This window comes from Halolamina sp. CBA1230 (genome assembly GCF_002025255.2).
In the GTDB taxonomy this organism is placed as follows: Archaea; Halobacteriota; Halobacteria; order Halobacteriales; family Haloferacaceae; genus Halolamina.
In genome coordinates this window covers 2,459,451-2,485,130 of record NZ_CP054587.1, presented here as the reverse complement: position 1 = coordinate 2,485,130, position 25,680 = coordinate 2,459,451, and the positions used below count along the sequence as shown (strand labels likewise).

Here is a 25,680-nt window from a genome sequence, read left to right as displayed (position 1 = left end):
CCTTATGCCCCGACGGTCGTTCCCGACGGGTGGGAATCGTCGTAGCGTCGTTCTCGATCGTCGGGAACCACCACCTACTTGGCGTCCTGCCGCTCCAAAACCACCATGTACGTCGGTCGCTTCCTCGTCGCCGCGCCAGGACTGGCAGCCTACCGCGTCTCCTCGCGCTCGTTCCCGAACCGGAAGGTGATCGAGCGCGACGCAGGGCTCACCGTCGTCCCGACCGACGACGCCGAGCCCACGGACAACCCCTACGTCTCCTACAACTGCGTCCGGCGCGTCGAACGCGACGGCGACGCGATGGCCGCGGTCGGCAACGGCTCCCACGTCGACCCGGTCGCGGAGAAACTCGAACTCGGCTACCCGCCCCGCGACGCGCTCGCGACCGCGCTGTTCGCGCTGGACTTCGAGAAGGACGACTACGACACGCCCCGTATCGCCGCGGTCGTGGGGGAAGAGACCGCGTCCGTCGGCACGGTGCGTCGGGACGCACTGCTCGTCCGCGAGGTCACGGAGCCGACGCTGGTCGCCACCTACGAGAAGGACGACCCCGAGCCGTTCGCGCTCGAGGCCGACGGGGCCACCGCGGCGGCCCGGGAGCTGTACGACCACGCGTTCGAACACGCCGTCTGTGCTGCGGGGGTGTCCGTCGACGGCGGCGTCGAGACGGCGATCCACAACGGCGAGTAGCCACGGTCCTTTTCCCCATCGCCCCGTTTCCGCCGGCCATGAAACTCGGCGTCATCTCGGACATCCACGGCAATCTGCCCGCGCTAGAGACGGTGCTCGAGGACATGCCGTCGGTCGACGGGCTGGTCTGTGCCGGCGACGTCGTCGGCTACAACCCCTGGCCCGCCGAGTGTGTCGAGATCGTCCGCGAGCGGGAGATCCCGACCGTACAGGGGAACCACGACCGCGCGGTCGCCAGCGACGACGTCGCCGGCTTCAACGGGATGGCGAAAGCCGGCGTCGACTACGCCCGCGAGCAGCTCGACGCCGATGCGATCGACTGGCTGGACGCGCTCCCGGTCGAGCGCCACGTCGTCGACGATCGGGTGAAGATCGTCCACGGCCACCCGGACGATCCGGACCACTACACCTACCCGCGAGAGTTCGCCGCCGGCCTGCTCGACGAAGAGGAACTGCTGATCATGGGCCACACGCACGTCCAGCACCACGCCGTGTTCGGTGACGGGATCGTGCTGAACCCCGGCAGCGTCGGCCAGCCGCGTGACCGCGACCCCGACGCGGCGTACGCGGTCGTCGACCTCGACGACCAGTCGGTCGAGGAGCACCGCGTGAGCTACGATATCGACCGGGTCGTCGACGCCGTCGCGGGGACGGACCTCCCGTCCGAGATCGGCGAACGGCTCCGTGAGGGCCGATAGCACCGATTCCCGCCGACCGAACCGATCGTTCTCTGTCGTCAGTACCGCCCGAACAGCGGCGCGTCGGACCGTCTGTGCGGCGGAGAACAAACGAAGTTGTACTACTACAATCAAACTGGGAAAGCCTTAACCCGGTCGCCGAAAACCGAACAGACGGCAGGGCTCGGTTCGCGGGAGCGAGCCGAAAACGACCGAGGGCGGCTCCGTGAGTGGCGACGCTGTCGGTCGCTCCCGACGGGCCCGCCGTGGACATGACTCAGGCAACCCCACCGACGACCGACCGAATCGAGGACCGACTCGCCGCGGCGACGGCGGATTTCGACCTCGCGAGCGACCGCGAGGAGCTCGCCCGCGCCGCCGAGCGCGACAGCTACGAGGACGCCGACGCTGACGAGATCGACGAGGCGCTGATCGGCGTGCTGACCGCGCGCACCGAGCGCGACCCCGCGCACGACGACGCGGCCGCACGGGTCGCGCGCTGGCGCCACGCCCGCAACGTGACCGGCACCGACGGCCCGCTCTCGGGCGAGACGTACCGCGCGTCGTTCGTGGAGGCGATCGAGAGCGGCGTCGAGCGCGACCTGCTCGACGACCGAATGGCCGAGTACGACCTTGAGTCGCTCTCGCACGCGCTCGTGCCAGAGCGCGACGAGGAGTTCGGCTACATGGCCGTCTCGACGCTGGTGCAGCGCTACTTCCTCCGGACCGTCGAGGAGGACGAGCCACTGGAACTCCCGCAGGCGTTCTGGATGCGCGTGGCGATGGGCGTCGCGCTCGCGGAGGACCCGGAGGACCGCGAGGCCCGCGCCGTCGAGTTCTACGACGCGCTGTCGACGCTGCGGTTCGTCCACTCGACGCCGACGCTGTTCCACGCCGGCACCACCCACCCACAGCTCTCCTCCTGCTACCTCACGACGGTGCAGGACGATCTGGAGGACATATTCGACTCCTACAAGGCCCACGCGAAGCTCTCGAAGTGGTCCGGCGGGCTCGGCAACGACTGGACGAACGTCCGCGCCGAGGGCTCGCTGATCGAGTCCACCGGCGTCGAGTCGACGGGCGTGATCCCGTTCCTCAACATCTCCGACGACGTGACCGGCGCGATCAATCGCTCCGGGAAGCGCCGCGGGGCGGCCTGTGCGTACCTCGCGGCGTGGCATCTGGACTTCCCGGCGTTCCTCGACCTGAAGCGCAACACTGGCGACGAGCGCCGGCGCACCCACGAGATGAACACTGCGGCGTGGGTGCCGGACCTGTTCATGAAACGGGTCCGCGCCGGCGAGCAGTGGACGCTGTTCTCGCCGGACGAGGTCCCGGAGCTCCACGAGGCGACGGGCCAGGAGTTCGAGGAGCTGTACGAGCGGTACGAGCAGGCCGCGGACGACGGCGAGCTCCGGCAGTACGAGCGCGTCGAGGCTGCGGAGCTGTGGCGCACGATGCTCACCCGGCTGTTCGAGACGGGCCACCCGTGGATCACGTTCAAGGACCCCTGTAACGTCCGCTCGCCGCAGGACCACTACGGGACGATCAACAGCTCGAACCTCTGTACGGAGATCACCCTCAACACCTCGCAGGACGAAACTGCGGTCTGTAACCTCGGCTCGGTCAACCTCGCGAAGCACGTCGACGGCGAGGAACTGGATCGCGAGGCGCTTTCTGACACCGTCGAGACGGCGATGCGGATGCTCGACAACGTCGTCGACCTGAACTTCTACCCCACCGACCGCGCCGAGCGCGCGAACACCCGGCACCGCCCCGTGGGCCTCGGCGTGATGGGGTTCCACGAGATGCTGACCGAACGCGGCGTCGGGATGGCCAGCGACGAGGCGCTGGAGGTGGCCGACCGGACGATGGAACAGGTCGCCTACCACGCGATCCTCAATTCGTCGCGGCTGGCGAAGGAGCGCGGCACGTACGACTCCTACGAGGGGTCGAAGTGGGATCGCGGGCTGCTCCCGCAGGACACCGTCGAACTGCTGGAGGAGGAGCGCGGCGAGCCCGTCGACGTGGACCCCGAGGAGCGCCTCGACTGGGGCGAAGTGCGCGACCACGTCGCCGAACACGGGATGCGCAACTCCAACACCACCGCGGTCGCGCCGACGGCGACCATCTCCACCATCGCGGGCACCACACCCTCGATCGAGCCGCGGTACTCGAACCTCTACGTGAAGTCGAACATGAGCGGCGAGTTCACCGTCGTCAACGAGCATCTGGTCGAGGAACTGGACGACTTGGGGCTCTGGACCGACGAGATGCTGGACCGGATCAAGTACCACGACGGCGCGATCCAGGAGATCGAGTCGATCCCGCCCGCGCTGCGGGAGCGCCACCGCGGCGCCTTCGAGATCGACCCGCGCCACCAGCTGGAACTCACCGCCCGGCGGGCGATCTGGGTCGACCAGTCCCAGAGCCACAACGTGTTCTTCCCCTCCACGGACGGCACGCTGCTCGACGACGTGTACCAGCGCGCGTGGGAGCTCGGGCTGAAGACGACGTACTACCTGCGCACGCTCGGCGCCAGCCAGTTCGAGAAGTCGACGCTGGACATGGACGAGTACGGGCGGACACAGCGCCGGGACGCGGACGGCGATGCGGGCGACGACGCGACTGACGAACAGGGCGAGGCGGCCGCCGACGGCGGCCGGACGTCGCCGCCGTCCGATGGAGCCGACGGCGGCGACGCCTGCGACGCGAGCGACGACTCGGAGCTCCCGAGCGTCGAGGACCCCACCTGCGAGGCCTGTCAGTAATGCCGATCAGCTACCTCACCGACGGCGACACGCACGACCCGAACAAGATCCTCCCCGTCGACTACGAGTGGGCCCGCGAGTACTACGAGGCCGGCGTCGACAACAACTGGGTCCCCCAGGAGATCCCGATGGGCAACGACGTGAAGCAGTGGAACGGCGACGAGCTCACCGACGCCGAGCGACAGCTGGTCGAGTGGAACCTCGGCTTCTTCTCGACGGCGGAGTCGCTGACCGCGAACAACATCGTGCTCGCGGTGTACGACCACGTCACGGCGCCGGAGTGCCGGCAGTACCTCCTGCGGCAGGCGTACGAGGAGGCGATCCACACGGACACGTTCATCTACTGCTGTGACTCGCTGGGGTTCGACCCCGAGTACCTCTACGGGATGTACGACCGTATCCCCGCGATCGAGGCCAAAGACGAGTTCGTCGTCGACCTCACCAGGGTCGTCGACGACCCCGAGTTCACCATCGACGACGAGGACGACGTGCGGGCGTTCCTCCGTGACTTGATCGGCTTCTACGTGATCATGGAGGGGATCTTCTTCTACGCCGGGTTCGCGATGATGCTCGGCCTCAAGCGACAGGGGAAGATGGAGGGCATCGGCGAGCAGTTCGAGTACATCATGCGCGACGAGTCGCTGCATCTCGGCTTCGGCATCGAACTGATCAACGCGATCCGGGCCGAGACCGATGCCTGGACCGACGAGTTCGAGGATGAGATCCGCGAGCTCATCCTCGACGCCGTCGACCTCGAACAGCAGTACGCCCGCGAGGCCTGCCCGGAAGAAATCCTCGGCATGGGGCCGGAACAGTTCGCTGAGTACGTCGAGTACGTCGCGGACCGCCGGCTGACCCAGCTCGGGATGGACGAGGCGTACGGCACCGAGAACCCGTTCCCGTGGCTCTCGGAGGCCGCCGACCTCAACCGCGAGAAGAACTTCTTCGAGACGCAGGTGACGGAGTACCGATCCGGGGGGTCGCTGGAGTGGTGAGACTCATCGACTCCTACACCGAGACCAGCGAGGTGGTGATGCCCGACGCGACTAACAACCTCGGGCGGGCGCTGGGTGGCTGGGTGCTCCACCGCATGGACCTCGGCGGCGTGGTCGCGGCCCGGCGCTTTGCGCGCTCGCAGGTCGTCACCGCCAGCATCGAGCGCGTCGACTTCCACGCGCCGATCGACCTCGGCGACATCGCCGTGCTGACCGCCTACGTGTACGACACGGGCGAGACGAGCATGCAGGTCCGCGTCGACGTGACCGCCGAGCGACCCAGCGAGGGCGTCGAGCGCGAGACCGCCTCCTCACACCTCACGTTCGTCGCCATCGACGACGAGGAGTCGGTCCAGCCCGTGCCTGACCTCGCAGTCGAGACCGACGAGGAACGGCAGCTGCGGGCGGCGGCGCTGGACGCCGAGGAGCCGCCGGTGCCGTAGGCGGCCGCGGAGTCGGTTCTTCGGCGCCGTCGAAATCCACGTTTGGCCGGAAGTTAACACCTAAACCCGGCACCCGTGTCCTGCTACGTATGAAGTTCTGCGACGAGTGTAGTTCGATGATGCGGACGGAGGGCGACACGTGGGTGTGTCAATCCTGTGGGAACGAGGAGCCGCGGGACTCGGGAGCGGAAGCGGCGATGACGACCGAGGACGAACAGCAGGACGACGGGGAACCACCCGTCGTCGACGGGACCGAAAACGCCAACGAGACGATGGCGAAGCCCTGTCCGGCCGAGGGCTGCGACGGCGACCGGGCCTACTACGAAACACGGCCGAAGCCCGGCGGCTCCTACGAGGTTCGGGTGTTCACCTGCGTCGAGTGCGGTCACAAGTGGCGGGGCTCCTGACCGCTCTCGAGCCCCAAACCCACCCGCCAGCTGTCCCTTTTAGAACTGCTCGTGGACGATGTCCAGCGTCTCCTCGCGGTCCTCCCACGCGACGAAGATGGCGACGGAGGTCGCGGAGGTGATCAGGTCGTGGACGTTGATCCCCGCGTCCGCGAGTGGGTCGACCAGCGAGCGGATCACGCCCGGCTGGTTCGGGAGTTCGCCGCCCGTGACGCGGATCACGGCGATGTCGTCCTCGACGGTGACCGAGGAGAGCGAATCGTCCTCGACGACCGCGTCGTGGAGCGTTGCCTCGGCCGCCTCGGCGACGTCGCTCTCGACGTAGTACGTCAGCGAGTCCATCCCGCTGGCGACGGCGTCGATGTTGATTCCCGCGTCGCCGAGTTTCTGAGACACCTCCGCGAGGATCCCCGGCCGGTTCCGGATCGCGCGGCCGGCGACGGTGAGACAGGCGAGCCGTGCCTCCTCCATGTCGATCAGGTGCTCGAAGCTCCCCTCGACGCTCGTGCCGCCGGCGAGCAGGTCGCCGTGCTGGTAGTGGACCACCCGGACGCCGAGCTCCTCGTCCTTGTAGACGAGCGCGGAGGGAGCGACGACCTCGGCGCCGCGGAAGGAGAGGTTCCGGAGCTCGTCGACGGTGATGGAGCCGACGTTGCGCGCGCCCTCGACAACGCGTGGGTCGCCGGTCATCACGCCCTCCACGTCGGTGACGATCACCACCTCGTCGGCGTCGAGATAGTTCCCGAGCATCATCGCGGTGGTGTCGGAGCCACCGCGGCCGAGCGTGGTCACGTTCCCCTGGGGGTCCTCCGCGAGGAAGCCCGTGATGACGGGGACGGTGTCGTCCAGCGTCCCCGCGAGCGCGTCGACGCGGCGCTGGGTCTCCTCGGCGTCGATCTCCCCACGCTCGTTGGTGACGACCGGCCAGTTCTCGTCGCCGGGTTCGAGGAACACCGCGTCGACGCCGCGGGCGGCGAGCGCGGCTTTCAGCATCCGCACCGAGGTGCGTTCGCCCATCGAGACGATCTCCGCGCGGTCCTCGTCGCTGGCGTCGAACGCGATCTCGTCGAGCAGGTCGTCGGTCTGTGAGCCCATCGCGCTGGCGACGACCGCGATCTCGTGGCCTTCGGCGACCGCGTCCGCGACGGAGTCGGCGGCGCGGTCGATCCGGTCGCCGGATCCCAGCGAGGTGCCGCCGAACTTCGCGACTACACGCATCGTCGAACACCGCCTGCGTCGTGCGTCCCGTTCATACGCCCCGCTTCTCGGAGCGAGCGGTTAACGCTGTCTCTCCCGGCGACGCCCTCGGGGGTGTGTGAGAGCGGCTCGCGGCCGTATCCCACGGCTTATCCGTGGGTGTCGCGTAGTAACGGTATGAGCGACGATTCATCAGGCCGGAAGAACCTCCGGATGCCTGACGACGACCAGCTGTTCGGCGTCGTCACCGAGCACCTCGGTGGCAACCACGTCCGGGTACGGTGTGCGGACGGCGAGACGCGACTCGGACGCATCCCGGGTCGGATGAAGTACCGCACGTGGATCAACGAGGACGACGTGGTGATCATCGAACCCTGGGACTGGCAGGACGAGAAGGGGAACATCGAGTGGCGCTACGACGAACAGGACGCCGAGCAGCTGCGCCGCGAAGGCCACATCGACTGATCCGCCCTTTTCGGACGCCTCGAACCCCTCAGCTCGATAGCGCCCGCCGAACTGTTCGCTATTCCTACAGTTTAGTGAGTTACATTTATCGGCAGCTTGCATAACCTTTTTTACAGCAGTTCGTTCATTGCGTGTGGATGCGAGACAGTACCAGGCGAACGTTCCTCAAGGGCACAGCGGGCGTGATCGGTGGGTCGGCGCTGGCGACGGGCAGCGCCGTCGCGACCGGCGACGGCGAGACCGGGCGGTTCCTGATCAACCTCCGGAAGGTCGAGCGGAGCGAGATCCCCGACGACGTGGAGATCGTCCACGACCTCTCGTCGGCGGACGTGCTGGTCGCCCGCGGCGACCAGTCCCGCGTCGGTGGGCCGACGGCGACGGCGCCGGACGTCGAGATCGACCTGAGCGACGACGACACCGGCGCGGTCGTCGAGGCCGACGGTCGGGAGGCGTCGGGCAACGCCGCGAGCCACAACCACGACGGGCCGCCGAGCAACACGGAGTTCCAGTGGGACAAACGCGAGCAGGAGGTCGCCGGCGAACTCACCGACAAGCCCGGCGGCGGGAAGTTCGTCCACGACACGACGACGGGCGAGGGCACCCGGGTCGCGGTCGTCGACTCCGGCGTGTGGGACGACCACCCCGACCTGGAGGACGTCGTCAACGAGGAGCTCTCGATCAACATCACCGGCGACCCGTACGACTTCCGACCCAACGGCGCGGGCAACCACGGTACCCACGTCGCGGGCACTATCGCGGCCACGAACGACAACGACGGCCCCGACGGCGGCGTGCTCGGGACGGCGCCGGACACCGAGATCGTCGCGGTGCGGATGTTCTCCGGGCTGCAGGGGTACGCGGGCGACGGGCTCGCCGGCTGGGAGTACGCCGCGTCGGTCGGCTGTGACGCCATCAACTACAGCGTCGGCTACACGGTCTCGGACACCGTCGAGTACCCCAGCCTGATCGCGCTGGAGCAGATGATCAGCCAGGTCGCGAACGACGTCCGTTCGCAGGGGACGGTGGTCGTCAACTCCGCGGGCAACGCCGGACTGGATATGGACGCCGAGAACACGCTCGTGCTCCCGACGGAGGCAGACGGCGTGTTCGGCGTGAGCGCGACCGGCCCGATCGGCTACGGCTGGGGCGGCAAGCACAGCGACAACGAGGCGAAGTGGCTCACCGGCAACCGCCTGGAGGAGCCGACGACCGACCCCGCGCCGTACACCAACTACGGCGACGCCGTCGACGTGAGCGCGGGCGGCGGGAACTACGACCTCGAGGCGATCAACGCGGGTAACGAGGACGCGTACAACGATCTCGTCTACTCCACGATCAACGTCGCCGGCCCCGACGGCGAGCAGACCGCCTCCTACGGCTGGAAGGCCGGCACCTCGATGGCGGCGCCGCAGGTGACCGGCGCGGCCGCACTCGTGCGCTCGCTGAACCCCGACGCCACCGTCGAGGAGGTCGAGTCGGTGATCCAGGAGACGGCATCGATGCCCGACGAGGGCGGGACGTACCACGGCGCCGGCCACCTCGACCTGCCGGCAGTGGTCGACGCCGTCGGCGGGAACGGCAACAGCAAGTAGCGCAGGCGTCCGCTCCCCCGTCACTCGTCGAACATCGAGGCTCTGACGGGTGGTTCGTTCTCCCTCCGCTCCTGGTTGGGCAGTGGCTACGTCCCCCGGGCCGCCGCCAGATATTTGTGTGACACTCTCTAACATGGGAGTGAACCCCGTTGAGGCGGGTTCCGACGGGAACCACCGTCGTAGCGGACGGCTGGCGCATCGGAGACCGACTGACGGAGCGAGCGACGCCTCGTACGGAGTGGCGACGCTGTGTGGGAGTCGTTCGGAGCCGCCGGGCGGCCGGTGTTGGCCGCCCGGCCGGAAACACCCCGACGTGGGGTATATACACCCTTTTGAGCCTCCACCGCCTACTTCGCCCGTGAACGTCGTTCCCGACACCAGCGTCGTCGTCGACGGCCGCGTCTCCGAACGCGTCGCCGACGGGCGCTACGAGGGTGTCACCGTCTACGTCCCCGAAGCCGTCGTCGGCGAGCTCGAAGCCCAGGCCAACGCGGGGTACGATCCCGGCTGGAAGGGGCTGGAGGAGCTTCAGCGCCTCGCCGACTACGCCGACGAGGGGGAGATCGAGATCGAGTACGTCGGCCGTCGACCCAACGCCGCCGAGACCGAGGGCGCCGGCGAAGGTGACATCGACGCGCTGATCCGCGATATCGCCGCCCAGCAGGCCGCGACGCTGCTCACCAGCGACGGCGTGCAGGCGGAGGTCGCCCGCGCGAAGGGGCTCGACGTGGACTACGTCGAACCCGTCGTCGACACCGAGTCCGCCGAGCCCGAGAGCGAGGGGCTGGCCATCGAGCAGTTCTTCACCGAGGACACGATGAGCCTCCACCTCCGCTCGGACACCCGGCCGAAGGCCAAGCGGGGGACCATCGGCGAGATGACGTACGAACGCATCGCCGACGAGCCCACCAGCGACGAGCAGATGGAGGAGTGGGCGACCGAGGTGATCGAGACCGCCCGCGCCTCCTCGGAGGGGTTCATCGAACTCAGCGAGGAGGGGATGGATATCGTCCAGTACCGCGACTACCGGATCGCGGTCGCCCGGCCGCCCTTCGCGGACGCCATCGAGATCACGGCCGTCCGGCCGGTCGCGAAGACCACCATCGACGACTACGCGATGGCCGACGAACTCAAACAGCGGTTCACCGAGCACCAGCGCGGCGTGCTGATCTCGGGCGCGCCCGGCGCCGGGAAGTCCACGTTCGCCCAGGCGGTCGCGGAGTACCTCAACGACAACGACTTCGCGGTCAAGACGATGGAGAAACCCCGCGACCTCCAGGTCGGCCCCGAGATCACCCAGTACACCGAGCTGGGCGGCTCGATGGAGAACACCGCCGACTCGCTGCTGATGGTCCGGCCGGACTACACCGTCTACGACGAGGTCCGCAAGTCCAGCGACTTCGAGACGTTCGCGGACATGCGGCTCGCGGGCGTCGGCATGATCGGCGTCGTCCACGCGACCCGGGCGATCGACGCGCTCCAACGGCTCGTCGGCCGCGTCGAACTCGGGATGATCCCGCAGGTCGTCGACACCGTCGTCTACATCGAGGCCGGGGGGATCCACACCGTCTACGACGTGGAGACCGAGGTGAAGGTGCCCGCCGGGCTCACCGCCGAGGACCTCGCGCGCCCGGTGATCATGGTCTCGGACACAGAGACGGGCGAGCCGAAGTACGAGATCTACACGTTCAACCGCCAGGTCGTCACCGTCCCGCTCGACGACGAGGGGGAGGACAGCGGCGTGAACCGCATCGCCAAACAGGAGATCGAACGCGAGATCCAGTCGGTCGCCCGCGGCCACGTCGAGGTCGAACTGCAGGGGCAGGACCGCGCAGTCGTCTACGTCGAGGAGGACGACATCTCCTACGTGATCGGGAAAGGTGGCGGCCGGATCAGCGAGATCGAGGACCGCCTCGGCATCGACATCGACGTGCGCACCCACGACGAGAACCCCGAGCCCGCGACCGCCAACGGCGGCGAGTCGGTCGGCTCCCCGCAGGGCGAGGTGGTCGAGCCCGAGATCACCGCCCGTCACGTCGTGCTCCGGCTCGACGAACACGTCGGCGAGACCGTCGAGGTCCGCGCCGGCGGCGACTACCTGTTCACCGCGACGGTCGGCCGCGGCGGCGACGTGCAGGTGTCCCGGGGCTCCGCGATCGCGGAGGAACTCGAGGACGCGATCGACCGCAAACAGCAGATCACGGTCGTCCCCGCCTGATCGGCGACCACGTTTTCCGAACTGCCGAGTCGTTCGTCCCCAGTCGGCCGGTTTCGGACACAAGCGAGGACAACGATCCTCCTGTCGACCCAGGGTATGATCCGTGTGAACTATGCACAAGAGCTTAGTCGATCGCCGTCCAACATCCACCCTATGGCCACGAACAGCCGCGGGATGAACCCCCTCGACACGCTCCGGGACCGCTACGACCACGTCGAGACGGTCTGTCCGGCGTGTGGCTACGACGACGCCGACGGCAAGTGGGCCAGCGAGACCGACGGCGCGGAGGTCCGCTACGAGCACGCCTGTCCCAGCTGTGGGAAAGTCACGGTCCACACGATCACCATCCGGCGCTGACCCGTCGGGCCGTCGAGAACCGTTTTTGGCGTGTGCGGTTATCCCCCGCGACCGACGGGTTCAACCCTGCTCACGTCGTAGCTGGCGCCGAATGAGTAAGGACTTCATCGAGGTCCGCGGGGCCGAAGAGAACAACCTCGCCGACCTCGACGTGGAGATCCCACGGGAGGAGTTCAGCGTCGTCACCGGGCTCTCGGGGTCGGGGAAGTCCTCGTTGGCGTTCGACACCGTCTACGCCGAGGGGCAGCGCCGCTACATCGAGAGCCTGTCGGCGTACGCCCGGAACTTCCTGGGCCAGATGGACAAGCCGCAGGTCGACTCCGTCGAGGGGCTCTCGCCGGCCATCTCCATCGACCAGAAGAACGCGGCGAACAACCCCCGATCGACCGTCGGCACGGTCACGGAACTGCACGACTACCTGCGCCTGCTGTACGCCCGCGTCGGCACGCCCCACTGTCCGGAGTGCGGGCGCGAGGTCGGCACCCAGAGCGCCCAGCAGATGGTGCGCCGACTGTTCGAACTGCCCGAAGGGACCCGTGCGAAGATCGCTGCCCCCGTCGTGCGCGACCAGAAAGGCGCTTTCGAGGACCTGTTCGAGGAGCTCGTCTCCGAGGGGTACGCCCGCGTCGAGGTCGACGGCGAGCGCTACGACCTCACCACCGACGACCCGGACCTCGACGAGAACTACGACCACACGATCGACGTGGTGGTCGACCGCGTGAAGGTCCAGGAGGAGGACCGCTCCCGGATCACCGACTCCGTCGAGACCGCGCTCGAGGAGGGCGGCGGCGTGCTGAAGACCATTCTCCCGTCGCCGCCCGAGGACCTGCCCGAGTCGTTCGGCGGCAACGTCTCCCGGAGCACCGGCGACCTCGCCGACGCCGAGGGCGACAACGCCGACGGAGACGACCGACTCGTCGTCGAGTTCTCGGAAGAGCTCGCCTGCACGCACTGCGGGATCGACTTCTCCGAGATCGAGACGCGCTCCTTTTCGTTCAACTCTCCCCACGGCGCTTGCCCGGAGTGTGAGGGGATCGGCGAGACGAAGGAGGTCGACGAGGATCTCGTGGTGGTCGACCCCGACAAGCCGCTCAAGGACGTGTTCGAGGCCTGGAGCTACAACCGCTCGTACTACCGCACGCGGATCGACAGCGTCGCCGACCACTTCGGCGTCGACGTGACGACGCCGTTCGCCGAACTCACCGACGACCAGCAGCGCCAGTTCCTCTACGGCACCGACGACGAGGTGGTGTTCGAACGACAGACCAAGAACGGCACTCGACGGAAGGAGAAGCGCTTCGAGGGCGTCATCCCCAACCTCGAACGCCGCCACGTCGAGACGGACAGCGACTCCACCCGCGAGCATATCGAGGAGTACATGGCCGTCACCACCTGCCCGGCCTGTGACGGCACGCGGCTCAAACCCCAATCGCGCTCCGTGCTCGTCGACGGCACCGACATCACCGAGGTCAATCAGCTCAGCATCGCCGACGCCCGCGAACATTTCGAGGGGATGGAGGCGAACCTCTCCGAGCGCGACCGCACGATCGCCGAGGAGATCCTGAAGGAGATCCGCGCCCGGCTCGGCTTCATGGAGGAGGTCGGGCTCGACTACCTCACACTCGACCGCGAGGCCTCCACGCTCTCGGGCGGCGAGAGCCAGCGCATCCGGCTGGCCACACAGGTCGGCTCCGGCCTCGTCGGCGTGCTGTACGTGCTCGACGAGCCCTCGATCGGCCTCCACCAGCGCGACAACGACCGCCTGCTGAACACGCTCGAAGGACTCAGAGACCTCGGCAACACGCTGATCGTGGTCGAGCACGACGAGGAGACGATGCGCCGCGCCGACCACGTGATCGACATGGGCCCTGGCCCGGGCAAACGCGGCGGCGAGATCGTCGCCCAGGGCGACTTCGACGACATCGTGGACACCGAGGAGTCGATCACCGGCGACTACCTCGCCGGCCGGAAGGAGGTGCCCATCCCCGACGAGCGCCGGGAGAGCGACGAGGCGCTCACGGTCGTCGGCGCGCGCCAGCACAACCTCAAGGACGTCGACGTCGACCTCCCGATCGGGCAGTTCACCGCCATCACGGGCGTCTCAGGGTCGGGCAAGTCCACGTTGATGCACGACGTGCTGTACAAGGGGCTGGCCCGGAACATGAACGACAACACCAGCGTCGACCCCGGCGAGCACGACGCTATCGATGGCACGGAGAACATCGAGACGGTGCGACTCATCGACCAGTCGCCGATCGGTCGCACCCCGCGATCGAACCCCGCGACGTACACCGGCGTGTTCGATCACATCCGCGAGGCGTTCGCCCAGACGAAACTGGCCCAGCAGCGCGGCTACGACAAGGGCCGCTTCTCGTTCAACGTCAAGGGCGGCCGCTGTGAGGAGTGTGGCGGGCAGGGCACCGTCAAGATCGAGATGAACTTCCTCTCGGACGTCCACGTCCCCTGCGAGGAGTGTGGCGGCGCGCGCTACAACGACGAGACGCTCGACGTGGAGTTCAAGGGGAAGACCATCGCCGACGTACTCGACATGGACGTCGAGGAAGCGTACGACTTCTTCGAGGCCAACTCCCAGCTCCGCCGCCGGCTCAAGCTCCTGAAGGACGTCGGCCTGGGCTACATGAAGCTCGGCCAGCCCTCCACGACGCTCTCGGGCGGCGAAGCCCAGCGCGTGAAGCTCGCGGAGGAACTGGGCAAGAAGCAGACCGGCGACACGCTGTACCTGCTCGACGAGCCGACCACGGGGCTCCACAAGGAGGACGAGCGCAAGCTGATCGAGGTGCTCCAGCGCCTGACCGACAACGGCAACACCGTCGTCGTCGTCGAGCACGAACTCGACCTCGTGAAAAACGCCGATAATGTGGTCGATCTGGGTCCCGAGGGCGGCGAGGGCGGCGGCGAGGTCGTCGCCAGCGGCACGCCGGAAGAAGTCGCGCAGGTCGACGAGTCCCACACCGGTCGCTACCTCCGTGACTACCTCCCGAAAGTCGAGATGGAGGGGCCACGCGCGGACCGGCGGAAGCCCGCGAAGGAGTCCGCCGACGACGCTGCGGCCGAGGAGGCCGCCACCGCCGCGAACGACGACTAACGACCTGACTAGTCGCCGGCGCTACCTTTTCGACGCTCCCTCCCCTCTCTCCGGGTATGTCCATCGCCTACGCCGTCTACGAGGACGCCCTGTTCGTCGTCGACACGGACAGCGAGACGCTGATCCGCGAGCAGCCGTTCGACTCCCAGACCGAGTGTGTCGCCGTCACGGAGGGCGCCGTCCTCGTCGGCACGTTCGAACACGGCCTCCAGCGATCGACCGACGACGGGGAGTCGTGGCGCCGCGCCGACGGGATCGAGCAGGACGCGGTCACCTCGCTCGCAGTCGACCCCGAGGATCCCGAAACAGTCTACGCCGGCACGGAACCCAGCCGCCTCTACCGGAGTACGGACGGCGGGGAGACGTTCGAAGGGCTCCCGGGACTCACCGACCTCCCGTCGTCGGACGAATGGTCGTTCCCGCCACGCCCCGACACCCACCACATCCGCTGGATCGAACCCGATCCGGGCGACACAGCCCTGCTGCACGTCGCCGTCGAGGCCGGCGCACTCCTCCGCGCACGACTCGGCGAGGACGGCGTCGACTGGACCGACCGCGTTCCGAGCGCCCGGATCGACACCCACACGATCGACACGCATCCCGACGCGCCGGGCCGCGCGTGGGTCGCCGCCGGCGACGGGTACGCCGAGACGACCGACGCCGGCGAGTCGTGGCAGCACCCGCAGTCCGGTCTCGAACACACCTACTGCTGGAGCGTCGCGGTCGAACTGCCCGACGGGTCGACCCCGCGGGTCCTGCTCTCCGCCGCGCGGAGCGCGCGCGAGGCCCACCGGATCGGCGAGTCGTACCTCTACCGCCGTGAAGGCGACGACTGGGAACGCCTCGACGACCGCGGAATCCCGACCGGGGAGGGCGTGTACCGCGCGGTGCTCGAACGCGGCGCCGGCGTGGTCTGGGCGGCGAACAACCACGGGCTCTACCGCACCGACGACGGCGGCGACTCGTGGGACGAACTCCCGGTGTCCCTGCCCGACCGCGTCGGCGACCAGACGTGTCGCGGGCTCACGATCGTCGACTAACGATCGCTCGGCCCGACACTCAAGTACGATCGGGCGGCCAGCCCCCTCGATGTAGTCGCGATCGACGCGGGTCGCACAGGGCGGGAGCCCGACGCACCGGCCCGCGATAGGGAAGCGCGTCGGCTGTCAGCCCCAACCACGGGACATATGGTCCGAGCCCGGATAGTCGGGGGTATGTACGACTTCGCCGTCGTCGGCGTCGGCCCCGCCGGCGCACGTGTCGCCCGCCGCGCGGCCGAGGCGGGCTACGACGTGATCGCCTTCGAGCAGGGGGAGATCGGCACGCCCCTGGCCTGTTCGGGGCACGTCTCCAGAGACATCTGGGAGTACACCCCCGACGGCGCGCGCGAGGAACTGCTCCAGAACGAGGTGTACGGCGCCGACTTCCACGTCGGCGGTCCCGAGAGTGACGCCTACCCCTTCTACAAGGACGAACCCGTCTCGAACGTGATCGACCGCGAGGAGCTCGACCGCATCCTCGCGGAGACCGCCCGCGACGCCGGCGCGGAGATTCACGACGGCCACACCGTCACAGGGGTCGACGAGGGGATCGACAGCGTCGAACTGACGGTTTCGCCCGACGACGGGGACACGTTCACCGTCGAGGCGCGGATGGTCGCCGGCTGTGACGGCCCCGTCTCCCGGGTCCGCCGCGCGGTCGGCCTGCCAGAACCCGACGAGAAACTCCACGGCGTGCTGGGGTTCGATCCGGAGCCGGACCACAGCGACTTCGTCGACGTTCACCTGACGGTACCGAGCTTCTTCGCGTGGCGCATCCCCCGGGGCGAGGCCGGCGTCGAGTACGGGCTCGGGGTCCGACCGGATTCCGACGAGGACGCCCGCGAGCGGTTCGACCGGCTCGTCGACGACTACGGCGCCGAGATCGGCCGCTTCTGTTCGGGCGCCATCCCGATCGGACCACCCGATTCGGTCGCGTCTCATCGCGTGTTCCTGGTCGGCGACGCCGCCGCACAGACGAAGCCGTTCACCGGCGGCGGCATCCTCTACGGGATGCGGTCCGCGGATAACGCGGTTCGACAGATCGACCCGGACGATCCGGCGACGCTGTCGGCCTACGAGACGGCGTGGCGCGACGAACTCGCGACGGAAATCCGGCTCGGCCACTGGCTGCGCCGGGCGTACTCGCTCCCGGAGCCGGTCCAGCAGCTGGGACTCCGCCTCACGTCGGGCGAGATCGGCGTCCACATGGACCGTCCCACGACGCTGCTCTCCCGGGAGCACCTGCGGAGCTACCTGCCCTAAGGGCTCCCCAGCAGCAGCACCGTTCAGTACGACGGGATGCGCCGGGACCGATCGCTCCCGTCGACGAACGGGAGCGCGGATCGGCTCGCCGGCGCCTCCCCCTGCTCGGCCCGGACGGCACGGACCGACGCGTCTCGCTCGACCCGCGCGAACGCGATCGGGGCCGACAGCGACGGGCTCCACCGCGCTCGGGTTACGTGGCCGACCGAGCCGTCCGCACCGAGTACGTCGGCCCCGCTCTCGGGCGCTTCGTCGGCGTCGACCCGGAGACCGACGAGTCGGTGGGTCGGCCCGTTCTCGGTAGCCGCCTCGACCCCAGCGACGTCGCCGAGTCCGAGCGATGCAGGCTGTTCTCCACGGATCTCGGGGTCGAACAGCGGCGTTCCGGCCTCGAGGGTGAGCGTCTCGTACGTCTCGTAGCCGAAGGGGGCGGCGCCGTTGCCCCGCGAGAGCAGCGTCATCCACACCTCGTCGGCGTCGGCGGCGGCACAGATCACCTCGTAGCTCTCCTCGCCGCCCGACGCGTCGCCGGCGACGACGGAGACGCCGGCGTCGCCCATCGACCCCCGGACGAACGAGTACGCACCCGTCGGCGCGCCAGCGTTGTGCAGCACGGAGGCGATCTTCTCGGTCGCCATCGGCCCGTGGACGCCGAACACGCCGAACTCCGTCGTCGCCTCGCGGACGTCGACGGCCCGACCGTCCTCGCGCAGGCGGCGGACCAACAGGTCGGCACAACCCGGCGGCGTGAACAGCAGCAGGCGCTCGCCGGCGTCGTAGACGAACAGTTCGGTTTCGACCGCCCCGTCGTCGAGCACCAGCGCGTAGCAGCCCTCGCCGTCGGCCGCTGGAACGTCGTTGGTGACGGTATCGCCGACGACGGCGCGGCGATCGTCGCCGGTCACGACGACGGCGCCGTACCCCATCTCGATCACGCCGACGGCGTTCCGGACCGCCCGGACCGCGCGCTCGGGGCGCCCGTACTCCTCGACCACCTCGCGGCCGCCGCGCTCGCCGAACGCCGCGCCGTGATCGGCGTGGCTCCCGCCGACTAGCGTCATTGCCCGGTCGTTCGGTGCCGGCGGGAAAAACTCCGCCGGTTCGGGAACTCAGAGCCCGAACCGGTCCCGGATGACGTCCAGCACGCCCGGTTCCTCGTCGTCGAGCTCCTCGGGGTCGGCGACGACGCCCTCGGCGGGGTAGAGCACCACCCCGTCGCCGTCGCTCTCCACCTCGATCAGCCCCGCGTCCTTGAGGTCGCCGAGCGCGGGTTCGAGCCGGTCGATGTCGGCGTCGACCGCCGCGCGCAGTTCGAGCACGCTCATCCCCTCCTCGGCGCGGTCGGCCAGCGCAGCGAGCACCTCAAGCTCCACTTCGTCCCTGTCGCGATGCTCCGGACTGACGGCCATACCCGCCCGTGGGGGAGCGAGCGGCTTACTTCTACCGGCGACGGGCAGGGTGCGAGCGGCTTACTTCTACCGGCGAAAGCGTCCGCGAACCCGGCCGCCCGCGCCACCGGCAGGTGGCGGGGTATTTTTAGCCTTCCGCCCGTCTAACACGGGTAATGGGACTCAGGTGTCTGCTCGGACACGACTTCGGCGAGCCGGAGACCGAGCGCGAACGAAACGAGGAGGGGAACGAGGTCGTCGTTACCGTCCGGGAAGTCAAGACCTGCGAGCGCTGCGGCGAGAAGCAGGTGGTCAGCGAGAACAAGGAGATCACGTCGATCGATCAGCTCCGGGAGTCGGCTGCCGAGGGGGGGTCCGGGACGGAGTCGACAGCCAGCACCGGAGCCGACACTGGCGGGGGGTGGGGGAGCGCCGACACCCCGACCCAACCGGATGCGGGCGCCGACACCGACGCGCCGAGTTCGGGGACTGAGCAGGGGCCGGAAGAGTCGTCCGCGGTCGAGCCCGACGAGGACCCCGTCGATCGCGGCGTCGCCGACATCATCGAACAGGCCGAGAGGGACGACGACATGCTGGAACAGCCCCCCGAGGAGGACGAGGACGTCCCCGTCCACCCCGGCCAGCGCTCGGCAGCCGCCGAGGACGAGGAGAGCCCCGACCCCGAGAGCGACGACGGCGTGATCCTCGACGACGACGAGGCGTCCCCGCCCGAGGAGGGGCGCCGGCAGTGGGAGGAAGAGGCCACCCCCGAGGAGGTACCCGACGACGAACTGAGCGGCGGCGAGCCCTCGGCGTCCGAGAGCGACGAGAACGACGCCGAGATCATCGACGCCGACGACTCGTTCTCGGAACCGTCCCCCGAGCCCTCGGAACCCGACGCCGACGACCCCCAGCAGTCCTCCACCACCTCGGCGGTTGAGTCCGAGGACGCCGAGATCATGGACGCCGGCCCCGAGCAGCCGTCGAGCGAGCCGTCGTCCGCGCCCGAACCCGACGAGCCGACCGGGCTCGAGGAGACCGACGAGGGGCACATGCCCTGGCCCGAGGGGCCCGGCGAGGACGAGGAGCACGACGCGACGGCGCCCGACGGCATCGACATCGGCGACTTCTCGTCGCCGGAGGAGACGGGGTCGACCGACGCCGATCGCGCGAACGGCGACCGCACCGAATCCGGCGAGCCGAGCGACGCGTCGGCGGGGCCGACCGCCAACGTCGACCTCGAACGGTCGAGCCGCGACGCCGAACTCGAGTACTACTGCCCCGAGTGCGGGCTGACTCGCGACGTTGGGAACTCTTCGATGCGGGCCGGCGACATCTGTCCGGAGTGTCGAGTCGGCTACATCACCGAGCAGCAGAAGGCGGAGTAGCGACCCACAACAAGTAAACCGACCGCTCGCAAACGGCTGGGCATGAAGGAGTACAAGATGCGCCGCGGCGAGACGCTCGAGGAGCGCATCCCGGACATGGAGGCGACTGTGGAGGAGTACTTCGGCGAGATCACCGCCACGGAGGAGTACAAGGGGAGCGACCTCTACGTGGTCGAGGAGCCCGACAACCCCGTGTTCGAGCGCATCGTCGCCGGCGCGGTGGAGTACTCGGGCAAGAAGGACTGGCTCGGCGTGGAGTTCGAGGAGCGGGACCCGACCGAGCTCGGCCCCGACGAACTGGAGGCCGCGGGCGAGGCCGTCGACAGCAAAAACGAGTTCCTGCTCGAAGCCACCGGCCGGGACGCCAAATCCCGGCGGGACTCGCTCAAACGGGAAGTCGAGGACGAGGCCCCCGACTACTAGATCTCTTCCGGGAGCCAGCCGCCGTCGATCTCGACGTTCTCACCCGAGACGTAGTCGCTCTCCGACCGGCAGAAAAACAGCGCCGCGTTCACCACGTCCTCGATCGTCGCCCAGCGGCCACGGGGCGCCTCGTCGGGGAACTCGTCGCTGGTCTCGAGCACGTACGGTGACACCGCGTTGACGGTGATCCCGTCGTCCTGTGTGTCGGCCGCGAGCATCCGCGTGAACATCAACACGCCCGTCTTCGCGACGAAGTACGGGAAGTTCGTCGCCCCCACCATCGCTTTCTCGCTGCTCGCGTAGCCGACGTTGACGATCCGGCCCCACTCCCCCTCGCGCATCGCGGGCAGCGCCCGCCGCGAGCAGAGCATCGTCCCGTTCAGGTTGGTCGCCAGCACGCGGTTCCACGCCTCGAGGTCGATCTCTTCCCAGTGGTTCGGGGCGAAGTCGCCGACGTTGTTCACCAGCACGTCGACGGTCCCCAACTCCTCCTCCACCTCGTCGAACAGCGCGTCGACGCTCTCGGGGTCGGTCACGTCGCCCTGGACGGTCGTCGCGTCGGCGCCGAACGCCCGCGCGTCGGCCGCCGTCGTCGCCGCCTCGTCGTCGCTGCTGTGGTAGTGGACCGCCACGTCGGCGCCGGCGTCGGCCATCGCGAGCGCCAGCCCGCGACCCAGCCCCGAGGCGCTCCCGGTCACCAGCGCGACCCGTCCGTCGAGATCAGCGTCCGTCATACCCGCACGTCGGTCGCCGCCCCCAAGCGCGTTTCGCCCGTTCGGTCGTCCGGTCCGCGACCCCGCTCCTTATGCGTGCACGTCGCGTTCCCGGAGCCATGCGCAGGCGCGAGGCGCTGTCGCTGCTCGGCGGTGCCGCCCTCCTCCCCGGCCGCGTCGCCGGCCACCCGACGCCGCCCGAGAACGACCCCGACGGGACGCCGCCGACCCGGACCGACACGGGGTACGGCCCGCTGGCTCGGGTCGAACTCGAGGGCGCCACGGAGGCGGTCGTCTCCGACGACGGCACGACCGCCTACGTCGCCGCGACGACGGGGTACGCTGTCGTCGATATCTCCGACCCCGACGAGCCTCGCGTGCTCGCCGAGCGCCGCGACCTCATGGCCGACCGCGAGGGGGGCCCGCTCGACGGGATCTACGACGTGAAGCTCTCGGGGGAGACGCTGCTGGTCGTCGGCCCCGCCAACCCCGGGATGAGCGAGCTCTCGGGCGCGCTGTTCGTCGATATCTCCGATCCCGAATCGCCCGAGCGGCGGACGTTCTACGAGACCGACTACCCGATCCACAACGCCTTCCTCGACGGGAGCCGGGCGTACCTCACCGCGAACGACGGCGCCGACCGCGAACTCGCCATCGTCGACGGCGTCGACGAGCCGAGCCGTGTCGGCACCTGGTCGCTGGTCGAACACGACGGGCGCTGGGCGGAGCTCCCCCCGCTCCCGCGCACGGTGCACGACGTGTTCGTACAGGACGGCGTTGCCTACCTCGCCCACTGGGACGCAGGCACGTGGCTGGTCGACGTGAGCGATCCGGCTGCGCCGACGGCGATCGCCCACGTCGGCCGGGGACCCGAGACGGTCGCCGACGAGTACGAGTCCGGTACGGACGGGTACGACACGCTCCCGGGGAACTCCCACTACGCCGCCGTCGACGAGGCCGGCGACCTGCTCGCGGTCGGCCGCGAGGCGTGGGCGACCGAGGAGCGCCCCGAGGGCGGCCCGGGCGGGATCGACCTGTACGATATCTCTACGCCCGCAGAGCCGACTCACCGCTCGACGATCGAGCCGCCGCCCTCACCCGACGCGACGCAGGACGGGGTCTGGACCACCGCGCACAACTTCGAGTTCCGGGACGGGATCCTGTACAGCTCGTGGTACCGTGGCGGCGTGAAGCGTCACGACGTGAGTGATCCCTCGGCGCCGCGGGAGCTGACGTGGTGGGCGGATCTCCCCCACGCGGAGTTCTGGACCGCCCGAGTCGCCGTCCCCGGCTCCACGTTCGTCGCCCCCTCGCGGGCGACCGCGGAGTCGCCCGCGGCGCTGTACGTGTTCCCCGACGCCGACGGGCGGACGCTCTGGGGGTACGACGACCTCGTGACCGCGACGCCGACGCGGACGGGCGCCGGGACGCCGGCCGAGGGGGAGTCGAACGTCGGCGCGCCGGGGTTCGGCGCGCTGACGGCGCTCGCAGGTGTCGGGCTGGGGTCGCTCGCGTGGTGGCACAGTCGGAACCGCCGTTGAGGCGACGACGGGAACGATCGTGACACAGTTTTTTCGCGGAGCGCGGGCTGCAGGGAAACCGCAAGCTACCAGTGTCCGCGCCCCCAAACGCGAGCAATGAGCGAGGAGAGTCTGAAACAGCGCGTCGAGGACTGGATGACCGGGCAGATGCCCATCATCCAGATGCACGGCGGGCGGAGCGTCGTCCGGGAGGCGGACCCGGAGACCGGCACCGTCACCGTCGAGCTCGGGGGGTCCTGTGCCGGCTGCGGGATCAGCGACCTCACCGCACAGAACATCAAACGCGACATGATCGTGGCGTTCGACGAGGTCGACGAGGTCCACGTGCTGGTTCCCTCGACCGGCGAGCAGGGCGACGCGACCGTCGAGGGCGGCCGCGGCGGCGAACTCCAGCACGGCACCGAACACCCCAACCACTTCTGAGCGGCTGCCGGCGGCTACCACGCCTCGAGGTGGTTTGATCACCGACCCGAGGGACACGCCAGTATGGACCGACGACAGTTCCTCGTAGTCGCGGGGCTCTCGCTCGCCGTCTCGGTCGCGGGCTGTACCGCGCCCGCAGAGGATACCGAGACGCCGGGACCCCAGCGCGTGACGGTGGATTTCCGCAACGAGAGCGGCCGGACGCTCGTGTTCACCGCCGCCGTGATGGCCGAGGGGTTCGGCGGGGTCGAACTCACCTACGCCGACGACGAGACGGAGACGTTCCCCGACGCCGGGACCGTCGACGACATCCCAGCCCAGGCGTGGGAACAGGCAGTGACGTTCACGCCGCTGGGTGACGCGCAGCGCCGGGAGTTCCGCTCGACGGACGGCTCGGGCACCGGGATCCAGTTCGAGCCGGTGCCGTACGGCAGCACGGTCGTCACCGCGGTCGCGGCCCCCGAGGACGAACTGCCGATGTGGAGCATCGGCTCCGGAACCTGCGGGGGGAGCGAGGAAGCGGCGTTCGAGCTATCCGTCGACGCCGAGGGGCTCGTCCACCAGTCGACGAACTGTACGGATACGGCCGACTAGATCGCGCGCTCGATGCTCGCGGCGACGTTCCGCGCCTTCTCGGCCAGTTCCGGGGGCACCTCACCCGCCTCGACCGCCGCGTCGAGTTCATCGTCGTCGACGCGTTCGACGGTGCCGTCGGGGTACTTGATCACGTCGACGTGGAGGTCGACGTAGCAGACGGCGTCGGGGAACAGTTCGACCGGCGTGCAGACGTTGACGTACGTCCCCTTCTGCTCGCCGTCGCTGCTCCGGTAGATGGTCGGGTACCACCAGCGCCCCTCCCGGAACTTCGTGAGCGCGGTGTCACCGGGCTCCCGGCGAGTGCCGAGCGCGTCGTACACGCCGCCGCCGCTCATCGACCGCTCGACCGCGAGCGTGCCGTCGTCGTCGCGTTCGACCACCTCGCCCGTTCCGAGCACGATCCGTCGTCCCGACGGCTTCCCGTGGTCGATCCGGACGCGGTCGCCCTCGTTCGGGCCGAACTGGTCGGCGACGACGCTGAACGGGAACTCGCCGCCGAGGTCGCCGCCACACAGCGTCTCCGCGAAGTCGACGCCCGCGCTGGCGGCTTCGGTGCCGGCCTTCGTCCGGTGGTGGCCGGGCATCGTCGCCGTCACCTCCCGCCTGACCTCGTCCAGCGCGAACCGGGACTCGCGGCCGAACCAGATCCACGCGCCAGCGGCGGGGCTGGCGACCTCCCGGACTGGCTCGGGGTCGCCGGCGTCGTCGACGGCCCGCTCCAGTTCCGTCGCGCGTTCGCTCGCGCGCTCGAGCGCGTCGCCCAGCGTCCCCATCTCGGCGTCGCGGGCGTCACGTGCCCACTCAAGCCCCCAGCCCTCCGGTGGTTCGCTGTCGAGCAGGTCGGTGATGCCCGCGAGTTCGCGGCCCGCAGCGTCGTCGCGCCCGGCGACACGGACGCCGTCGCGCCCGCGGACGAGCGTCGCCAGCCCCGCCTCGACCCGCAGGCCGGTGTCGAGCGCCGCGCGGTCGTCGTCCCACGGCGCCGCGGCCTCGGTCACCTGTACGCGGACCGTGTCACCCTCGTCGACGCGGTCGTCGACGGCGCCGAACGGTAGGAACCCCTCCGCCTCGCCCAGTGAGACGACCGCGCCGCTACCGAGCGTCTCGGTCACGCGCCCGTCGAACACCGCGCCGACGGGGGCCGGGTCGGTCCACGCGAGCGTGTCGATCCCGGTGTCCGCGAGCAGTGAGCGGACCGAGTCGACGGCGTCGGGGTCGCCGGCGACGGTGACGCCCTGTCGGTCCGGCCCCGTCTCGATCGCGGCGTCGTGGTCGGCGGCGGGGAGGTCGGCGTCGAAGCGGCGCCGGATCGGCGGCGAGGCCTGTACGACACGGTGGCCGGCGTCGAGCAGCGCCCGGGTGAGCGCGGTGGCGTAGATCCCCCGGACCCGGACGTTCGCGGCCGAGTCGTCGGTCATGGCTCGCCGTTCACTCGGGGGGAACAGGTAGGTGACGGTTCGGGCCGCGATAGCGACCCGGCGGCTGCGGGTTCGAGTTCGGCGGCGACGAAAAACGATACCGGCGTTAGCTCAGCTTCTCGCGGGCGATCCCGACGCCGGTGGGGGTGACGACGATCTGGTCGTCGCCCTTCTGGACGATGTCGCCGTCGACCTCGTTGGCGACCTGCCGGAGCTCCTCGATGATGCGGTCGCTGGCGGTGTCGGTGGTGGAGTGGCGGGTGATATCCGCGATCACCATGTCGCCGTCGTACACGGCGTCTTTGATCTCGATCACGTCCTGCTGGCCGCCGATCTCCGCGAAGTGGACGCTCATGCTCCCCGCGGCGCTGGGGCTCTCGAAATCCTCCTCCAGGTCGAGCGTGACGTAGTCCTCGGTGCTACGGTTGCCCCCGCCGCCGAGGATCTTACTCATGATTCCCATGGGCCGAAAAACCGGGGCTGCGGCATTAGTTCTTGCGCCGTCCGCTCGCGACCGACGGCGAATCCCCCGGCTTCGCCGGGAGAGCACGACTTTTCCCCGCTCCGG

At 69.3% G+C, this 25,680-nt stretch carries 24 protein-coding genes; 18 read left to right on the top strand and 6 right to left on the bottom strand.

Going from position 1 to position 25,680, the window contains the following annotated elements:
* The first annotated feature begins 105 nt into the window (after positions 1 to 105).
* The 6 genes from B4589_RS13130 to B4589_RS13105 all read left to right on the top strand — a co-directional run bounded on the left by B4589_RS13130 (position 106) and on the right by B4589_RS13105 (position 5,983).
* The gene (locus B4589_RS13130; protein ID WP_079234687.1) at positions 106 to 690 is read left to right on the top strand and encodes an IMP cyclohydrolase; all 585 of its coding nucleotides are present in this window, start codon (positions 106 to 108) and stop codon (positions 688 to 690) included.
* Between the two features lie 38 nt (positions 691 to 728).
* Entirely contained in the window at positions 729 to 1,388 is a 660-nt protein-coding gene (locus B4589_RS13125) for a metallophosphoesterase (RefSeq protein ID WP_079234686.1), read from the top strand.
* Positions 1,389 to 1,639: 251 nt separating this feature from the next.
* Positions 1,640 to 4,138 (top strand): ribonucleoside-diphosphate reductase subunit alpha, encoded by a 2,499-nt coding sequence (locus tag B4589_RS13120; protein ID WP_079235238.1) that lies wholly within the window; start codon positions 1,640 to 1,642, stop codon positions 4,136 to 4,138.
* Positions 4,138 to 5,133: a ribonucleotide-diphosphate reductase subunit beta gene (locus tag B4589_RS13115; RefSeq protein ID WP_079234685.1), complete on the top strand. Its 996-nt coding sequence runs from the start codon at positions 4,138 to 4,140 to the stop codon at positions 5,131 to 5,133. The genes B4589_RS13120 and B4589_RS13115 overlap by 1 nt, the downstream gene beginning before the upstream one ends.
* Positions 5,134 to 5,171: 38 nt before the next feature.
* A complete protein-coding gene (locus tag B4589_RS13110) occupies positions 5,172 to 5,576 on the top strand; it encodes an acyl-CoA thioesterase (protein WP_079235237.1) in 405 nt (134 codons plus the stop codon).
* Positions 5,577 to 5,665: 89 nt separating this feature from the next.
* Positions 5,666 to 5,983 (top strand): RPA12/RPB9/RPC11 RNA polymerase family protein, encoded by a 318-nt coding sequence (locus B4589_RS13105; protein ID WP_079234684.1) that lies wholly within the window; start codon positions 5,666 to 5,668, stop codon positions 5,981 to 5,983.
* Positions 5,984 to 6,022: 39 nt separating this feature from the next.
* On the opposite strand, the gene B4589_RS13100 is transcribed toward B4589_RS13105, so the two are convergent.
* Positions 6,023 to 7,201 (bottom strand): aspartate kinase, encoded by a 1,179-nt coding sequence (locus B4589_RS13100; protein ID WP_079234683.1) that lies wholly within the window; start codon positions 7,199 to 7,201, stop codon positions 6,023 to 6,025.
* Between the two features lie 156 nt (positions 7,202 to 7,357).
* On the opposite strand from B4589_RS13100, the gene B4589_RS13095 reads away from it, so the two are divergent.
* From B4589_RS13095 to B4589_RS13065, 7 genes are all read left to right on the top strand, one after another.
* Positions 7,358 to 7,645, top strand: a complete 288-nt coding sequence (locus B4589_RS13095) for a translation initiation factor eIF-1A (protein ID WP_079234682.1) — start codon at positions 7,358 to 7,360, stop codon at positions 7,643 to 7,645.
* A 137-nt stretch (positions 7,646 to 7,782) separates the two neighbouring features.
* Positions 7,783 to 9,237, top strand: coding sequence for a S8 family serine peptidase (locus B4589_RS13090; RefSeq protein ID WP_079234681.1), 1,455 nt, complete (start codon positions 7,783 to 7,785; stop codon positions 9,235 to 9,237).
* 358 nt (positions 9,238 to 9,595) lie between these two features.
* A complete protein-coding gene (locus B4589_RS13085) occupies positions 9,596 to 11,455 on the top strand; it encodes a PINc/VapC family ATPase (RefSeq protein WP_079234680.1) in 1,860 nt (619 codons plus the stop codon).
* Between the two features lie 153 nt (positions 11,456 to 11,608).
* On the top strand, positions 11,609 to 11,812 hold the full coding sequence (locus B4589_RS13080) for an HVO_0649 family zinc finger protein (RefSeq protein WP_079234679.1): 204 nt from the start codon (positions 11,609 to 11,611) through the stop codon (positions 11,810 to 11,812).
* A gap of 91 nt (positions 11,813 to 11,903) precedes the next feature.
* The gene (gene uvrA, locus B4589_RS13075) at positions 11,904 to 14,918 is read left to right on the top strand and encodes an excinuclease ABC subunit UvrA (RefSeq protein ID WP_079234678.1); all 3,015 of its coding nucleotides are present in this window, start codon (positions 11,904 to 11,906) and stop codon (positions 14,916 to 14,918) included.
* Positions 14,919 to 14,974: 56 nt separating this feature from the next.
* Positions 14,975 to 15,958, top strand: a complete 984-nt coding sequence (locus tag B4589_RS13070) for a hypothetical protein (protein WP_079234677.1) — start codon at positions 14,975 to 14,977, stop codon at positions 15,956 to 15,958.
* Between the two features lie 174 nt (positions 15,959 to 16,132).
* The gene (locus B4589_RS13065) at positions 16,133 to 17,221 is read left to right on the top strand and encodes a geranylgeranyl reductase family protein (protein WP_079234676.1); all 1,089 of its coding nucleotides are present in this window, start codon (positions 16,133 to 16,135) and stop codon (positions 17,219 to 17,221) included.
* 23 nt (positions 17,222 to 17,244) lie between these two features.
* On the opposite strand, the gene B4589_RS13060 is transcribed toward B4589_RS13065, so the two are convergent.
* Together B4589_RS13060 and B4589_RS13055 are read right to left on the bottom strand one after the other, a co-directional pair.
* Entirely contained in the window at positions 17,245 to 18,282 is a 1,038-nt protein-coding gene (locus B4589_RS13060; protein ID WP_079234675.1) for an aminomethyltransferase family protein, read from the bottom strand.
* Positions 18,283 to 18,330: 48 nt separating this feature from the next.
* Entirely contained in the window at positions 18,331 to 18,630 is a 300-nt protein-coding gene (locus tag B4589_RS13055) for a DUF6432 family protein (RefSeq protein ID WP_079234674.1), read from the bottom strand.
* A 155-nt stretch (positions 18,631 to 18,785) separates the two neighbouring features.
* Here B4589_RS13055 and B4589_RS13050 point away from each other — a divergent pair, with 155 nt between their 5' ends.
* Positions 18,786 to 19,997, top strand: coding sequence for a hypothetical protein (locus B4589_RS13050; RefSeq protein ID WP_079234673.1), 1,212 nt, complete (start codon positions 18,786 to 18,788; stop codon positions 19,995 to 19,997).
* A 42-nt stretch (positions 19,998 to 20,039) separates the two neighbouring features.
* Positions 20,040 to 20,420: a DUF5611 family protein gene (locus B4589_RS13045; protein ID WP_079234672.1), complete on the top strand. Its 381-nt coding sequence runs from the start codon at positions 20,040 to 20,042 to the stop codon at positions 20,418 to 20,420.
* On the opposite strand, the gene B4589_RS13040 is transcribed toward B4589_RS13045, so the two are convergent.
* A complete protein-coding gene (locus B4589_RS13040; RefSeq protein WP_079234671.1) occupies positions 20,417 to 21,154 on the bottom strand; it encodes an SDR family NAD(P)-dependent oxidoreductase in 738 nt (245 codons plus the stop codon). The genes B4589_RS13045 and B4589_RS13040 overlap by 4 nt on opposite strands.
* A 98-nt stretch (positions 21,155 to 21,252) precedes the next feature.
* On the opposite strand from B4589_RS13040, the gene B4589_RS13035 reads away from it, so the two are divergent.
* The 3 genes from B4589_RS13035 to B4589_RS13030 all read left to right on the top strand — a co-directional run bounded on the left by B4589_RS13035 (position 21,253) and on the right by B4589_RS13030 (position 23,691).
* The gene (locus B4589_RS13035; RefSeq protein ID WP_255246090.1) at positions 21,253 to 22,674 is read left to right on the top strand and encodes an LVIVD repeat-containing protein; all 1,422 of its coding nucleotides are present in this window, start codon (positions 21,253 to 21,255) and stop codon (positions 22,672 to 22,674) included.
* Between the two features lie 96 nt (positions 22,675 to 22,770).
* Positions 22,771 to 23,097 carry a NifU family protein gene (locus B4589_RS18250; protein WP_053947305.1) on the top strand — a complete coding sequence of 109 codons (327 nt, stop codon included), beginning with the start codon at positions 22,771 to 22,773 and terminating at the stop codon, positions 23,095 to 23,097.
* 63 nt (positions 23,098 to 23,160) lie between these two features.
* Positions 23,161 to 23,691, top strand: coding sequence for a hypothetical protein (locus tag B4589_RS13030; RefSeq protein ID WP_079234670.1), 531 nt, complete (start codon positions 23,161 to 23,163; stop codon positions 23,689 to 23,691).
* On the opposite strand, the gene B4589_RS13025 is transcribed toward B4589_RS13030, so the two are convergent.
* Both B4589_RS13025 and sepF read right to left on the bottom strand, forming a co-directional pair.
* Positions 23,688 to 25,112 carry a DUF402 domain-containing protein gene (locus B4589_RS13025; RefSeq protein WP_079234669.1) on the bottom strand — a complete coding sequence of 475 codons (1,425 nt, stop codon included), beginning with the start codon at positions 25,110 to 25,112 and terminating at the stop codon, positions 23,688 to 23,690. The two genes, B4589_RS13030 and B4589_RS13025, sit on opposite strands and share 4 nt — an antisense overlap.
* A 106-nt stretch (positions 25,113 to 25,218) precedes the next feature.
* Positions 25,219 to 25,575 carry a cell division protein SepF gene (sepF, locus tag B4589_RS13020; RefSeq protein WP_079234668.1) on the bottom strand — a complete coding sequence of 119 codons (357 nt, stop codon included), beginning with the start codon at positions 25,573 to 25,575 and terminating at the stop codon, positions 25,219 to 25,221.
* Positions 25,576 to 25,680: the final 105 nt, after the last annotated feature.

Bases quoted from the DNA above. Each gene is read 5' to 3' on its own strand.
- B4589_RS13040 (WP_079234671.1), bottom strand. From the start codon at position 21,154: ATGACGGACGCTGATCTCGACGGACGGGTCGCGCTGGTGACCGGGAGC.
- B4589_RS13070 (WP_079234677.1), top strand. From the start codon at position 14,975: ATGTCCATCGCCTACGCCGTCTACGAGGACGCCCTGTTCGTCGTCGAC.
- B4589_RS13050 (WP_079234673.1), top strand. From the start codon at position 18,786: ATGGGACTCAGGTGTCTGCTCGGACACGACTTCGGCGAGCCGGAGACC.
- B4589_RS13025 (WP_079234669.1), bottom strand. From the start codon at position 25,112: ATGACCGACGACTCGGCCGCGAACGTCCGGGTCCGGGGGATCTACGCC.
- uvrA (WP_079234678.1), top strand. From the start codon at position 11,904: ATGAGTAAGGACTTCATCGAGGTCCGCGGGGCCGAAGAGAACAACCTC.
- B4589_RS13030 (WP_079234670.1), top strand. From the start codon at position 23,161: ATGGACCGACGACAGTTCCTCGTAGTCGCGGGGCTCTCGCTCGCCGTC.
- B4589_RS13130 (WP_079234687.1), top strand. From the start codon at position 106: ATGTACGTCGGTCGCTTCCTCGTCGCCGCGCCAGGACTGGCAGCCTAC.
- B4589_RS13045 (WP_079234672.1), top strand. From the start codon at position 20,040: ATGAAGGAGTACAAGATGCGCCGCGGCGAGACGCTCGAGGAGCGCATC.
- B4589_RS13115 (WP_079234685.1), top strand. From the start codon at position 4,138: ATGCCGATCAGCTACCTCACCGACGGCGACACGCACGACCCGAACAAG.
- B4589_RS13060 (WP_079234675.1), bottom strand. From the start codon at position 18,282: ATGACGCTAGTCGGCGGGAGCCACGCCGATCACGGCGCGGCGTTCGGC.
- B4589_RS13105 (WP_079234684.1), top strand. From the start codon at position 5,666: ATGAAGTTCTGCGACGAGTGTAGTTCGATGATGCGGACGGAGGGCGAC.
- B4589_RS13110 (WP_079235237.1), top strand. From the start codon at position 5,172: ATGCCCGACGCGACTAACAACCTCGGGCGGGCGCTGGGTGGCTGGGTG.
- B4589_RS13035 (WP_255246090.1), top strand. From the start codon at position 21,253: ATGCGCAGGCGCGAGGCGCTGTCGCTGCTCGGCGGTGCCGCCCTCCTC.
- sepF (WP_079234668.1), bottom strand. From the start codon at position 25,575: ATGGGAATCATGAGTAAGATCCTCGGCGGCGGGGGCAACCGTAGCACC.
- B4589_RS18250 (WP_053947305.1), top strand. From the start codon at position 22,771: ATGAGCGAGGAGAGTCTGAAACAGCGCGTCGAGGACTGGATGACCGGG.
- B4589_RS13080 (WP_079234679.1), top strand. From the start codon at position 11,609: ATGGCCACGAACAGCCGCGGGATGAACCCCCTCGACACGCTCCGGGAC.
- B4589_RS13090 (WP_079234681.1), top strand. From the start codon at position 7,783: ATGCGAGACAGTACCAGGCGAACGTTCCTCAAGGGCACAGCGGGCGTG.
- B4589_RS13055 (WP_079234674.1), bottom strand. From the start codon at position 18,630: ATGGCCGTCAGTCCGGAGCATCGCGACAGGGACGAAGTGGAGCTTGAG.
- B4589_RS13125 (WP_079234686.1), top strand. From the start codon at position 729: ATGAAACTCGGCGTCATCTCGGACATCCACGGCAATCTGCCCGCGCTA.
- B4589_RS13065 (WP_079234676.1), top strand. From the start codon at position 16,133: ATGTACGACTTCGCCGTCGTCGGCGTCGGCCCCGCCGGCGCACGTGTC.
- B4589_RS13120 (WP_079235238.1), top strand. From the start codon at position 1,640: ATGACTCAGGCAACCCCACCGACGACCGACCGAATCGAGGACCGACTC.
- B4589_RS13100 (WP_079234683.1), bottom strand. From the start codon at position 7,201: ATGCGTGTAGTCGCGAAGTTCGGCGGCACCTCGCTGGGATCCGGCGAC.
- B4589_RS13095 (WP_079234682.1), top strand. From the start codon at position 7,358: ATGAGCGACGATTCATCAGGCCGGAAGAACCTCCGGATGCCTGACGAC.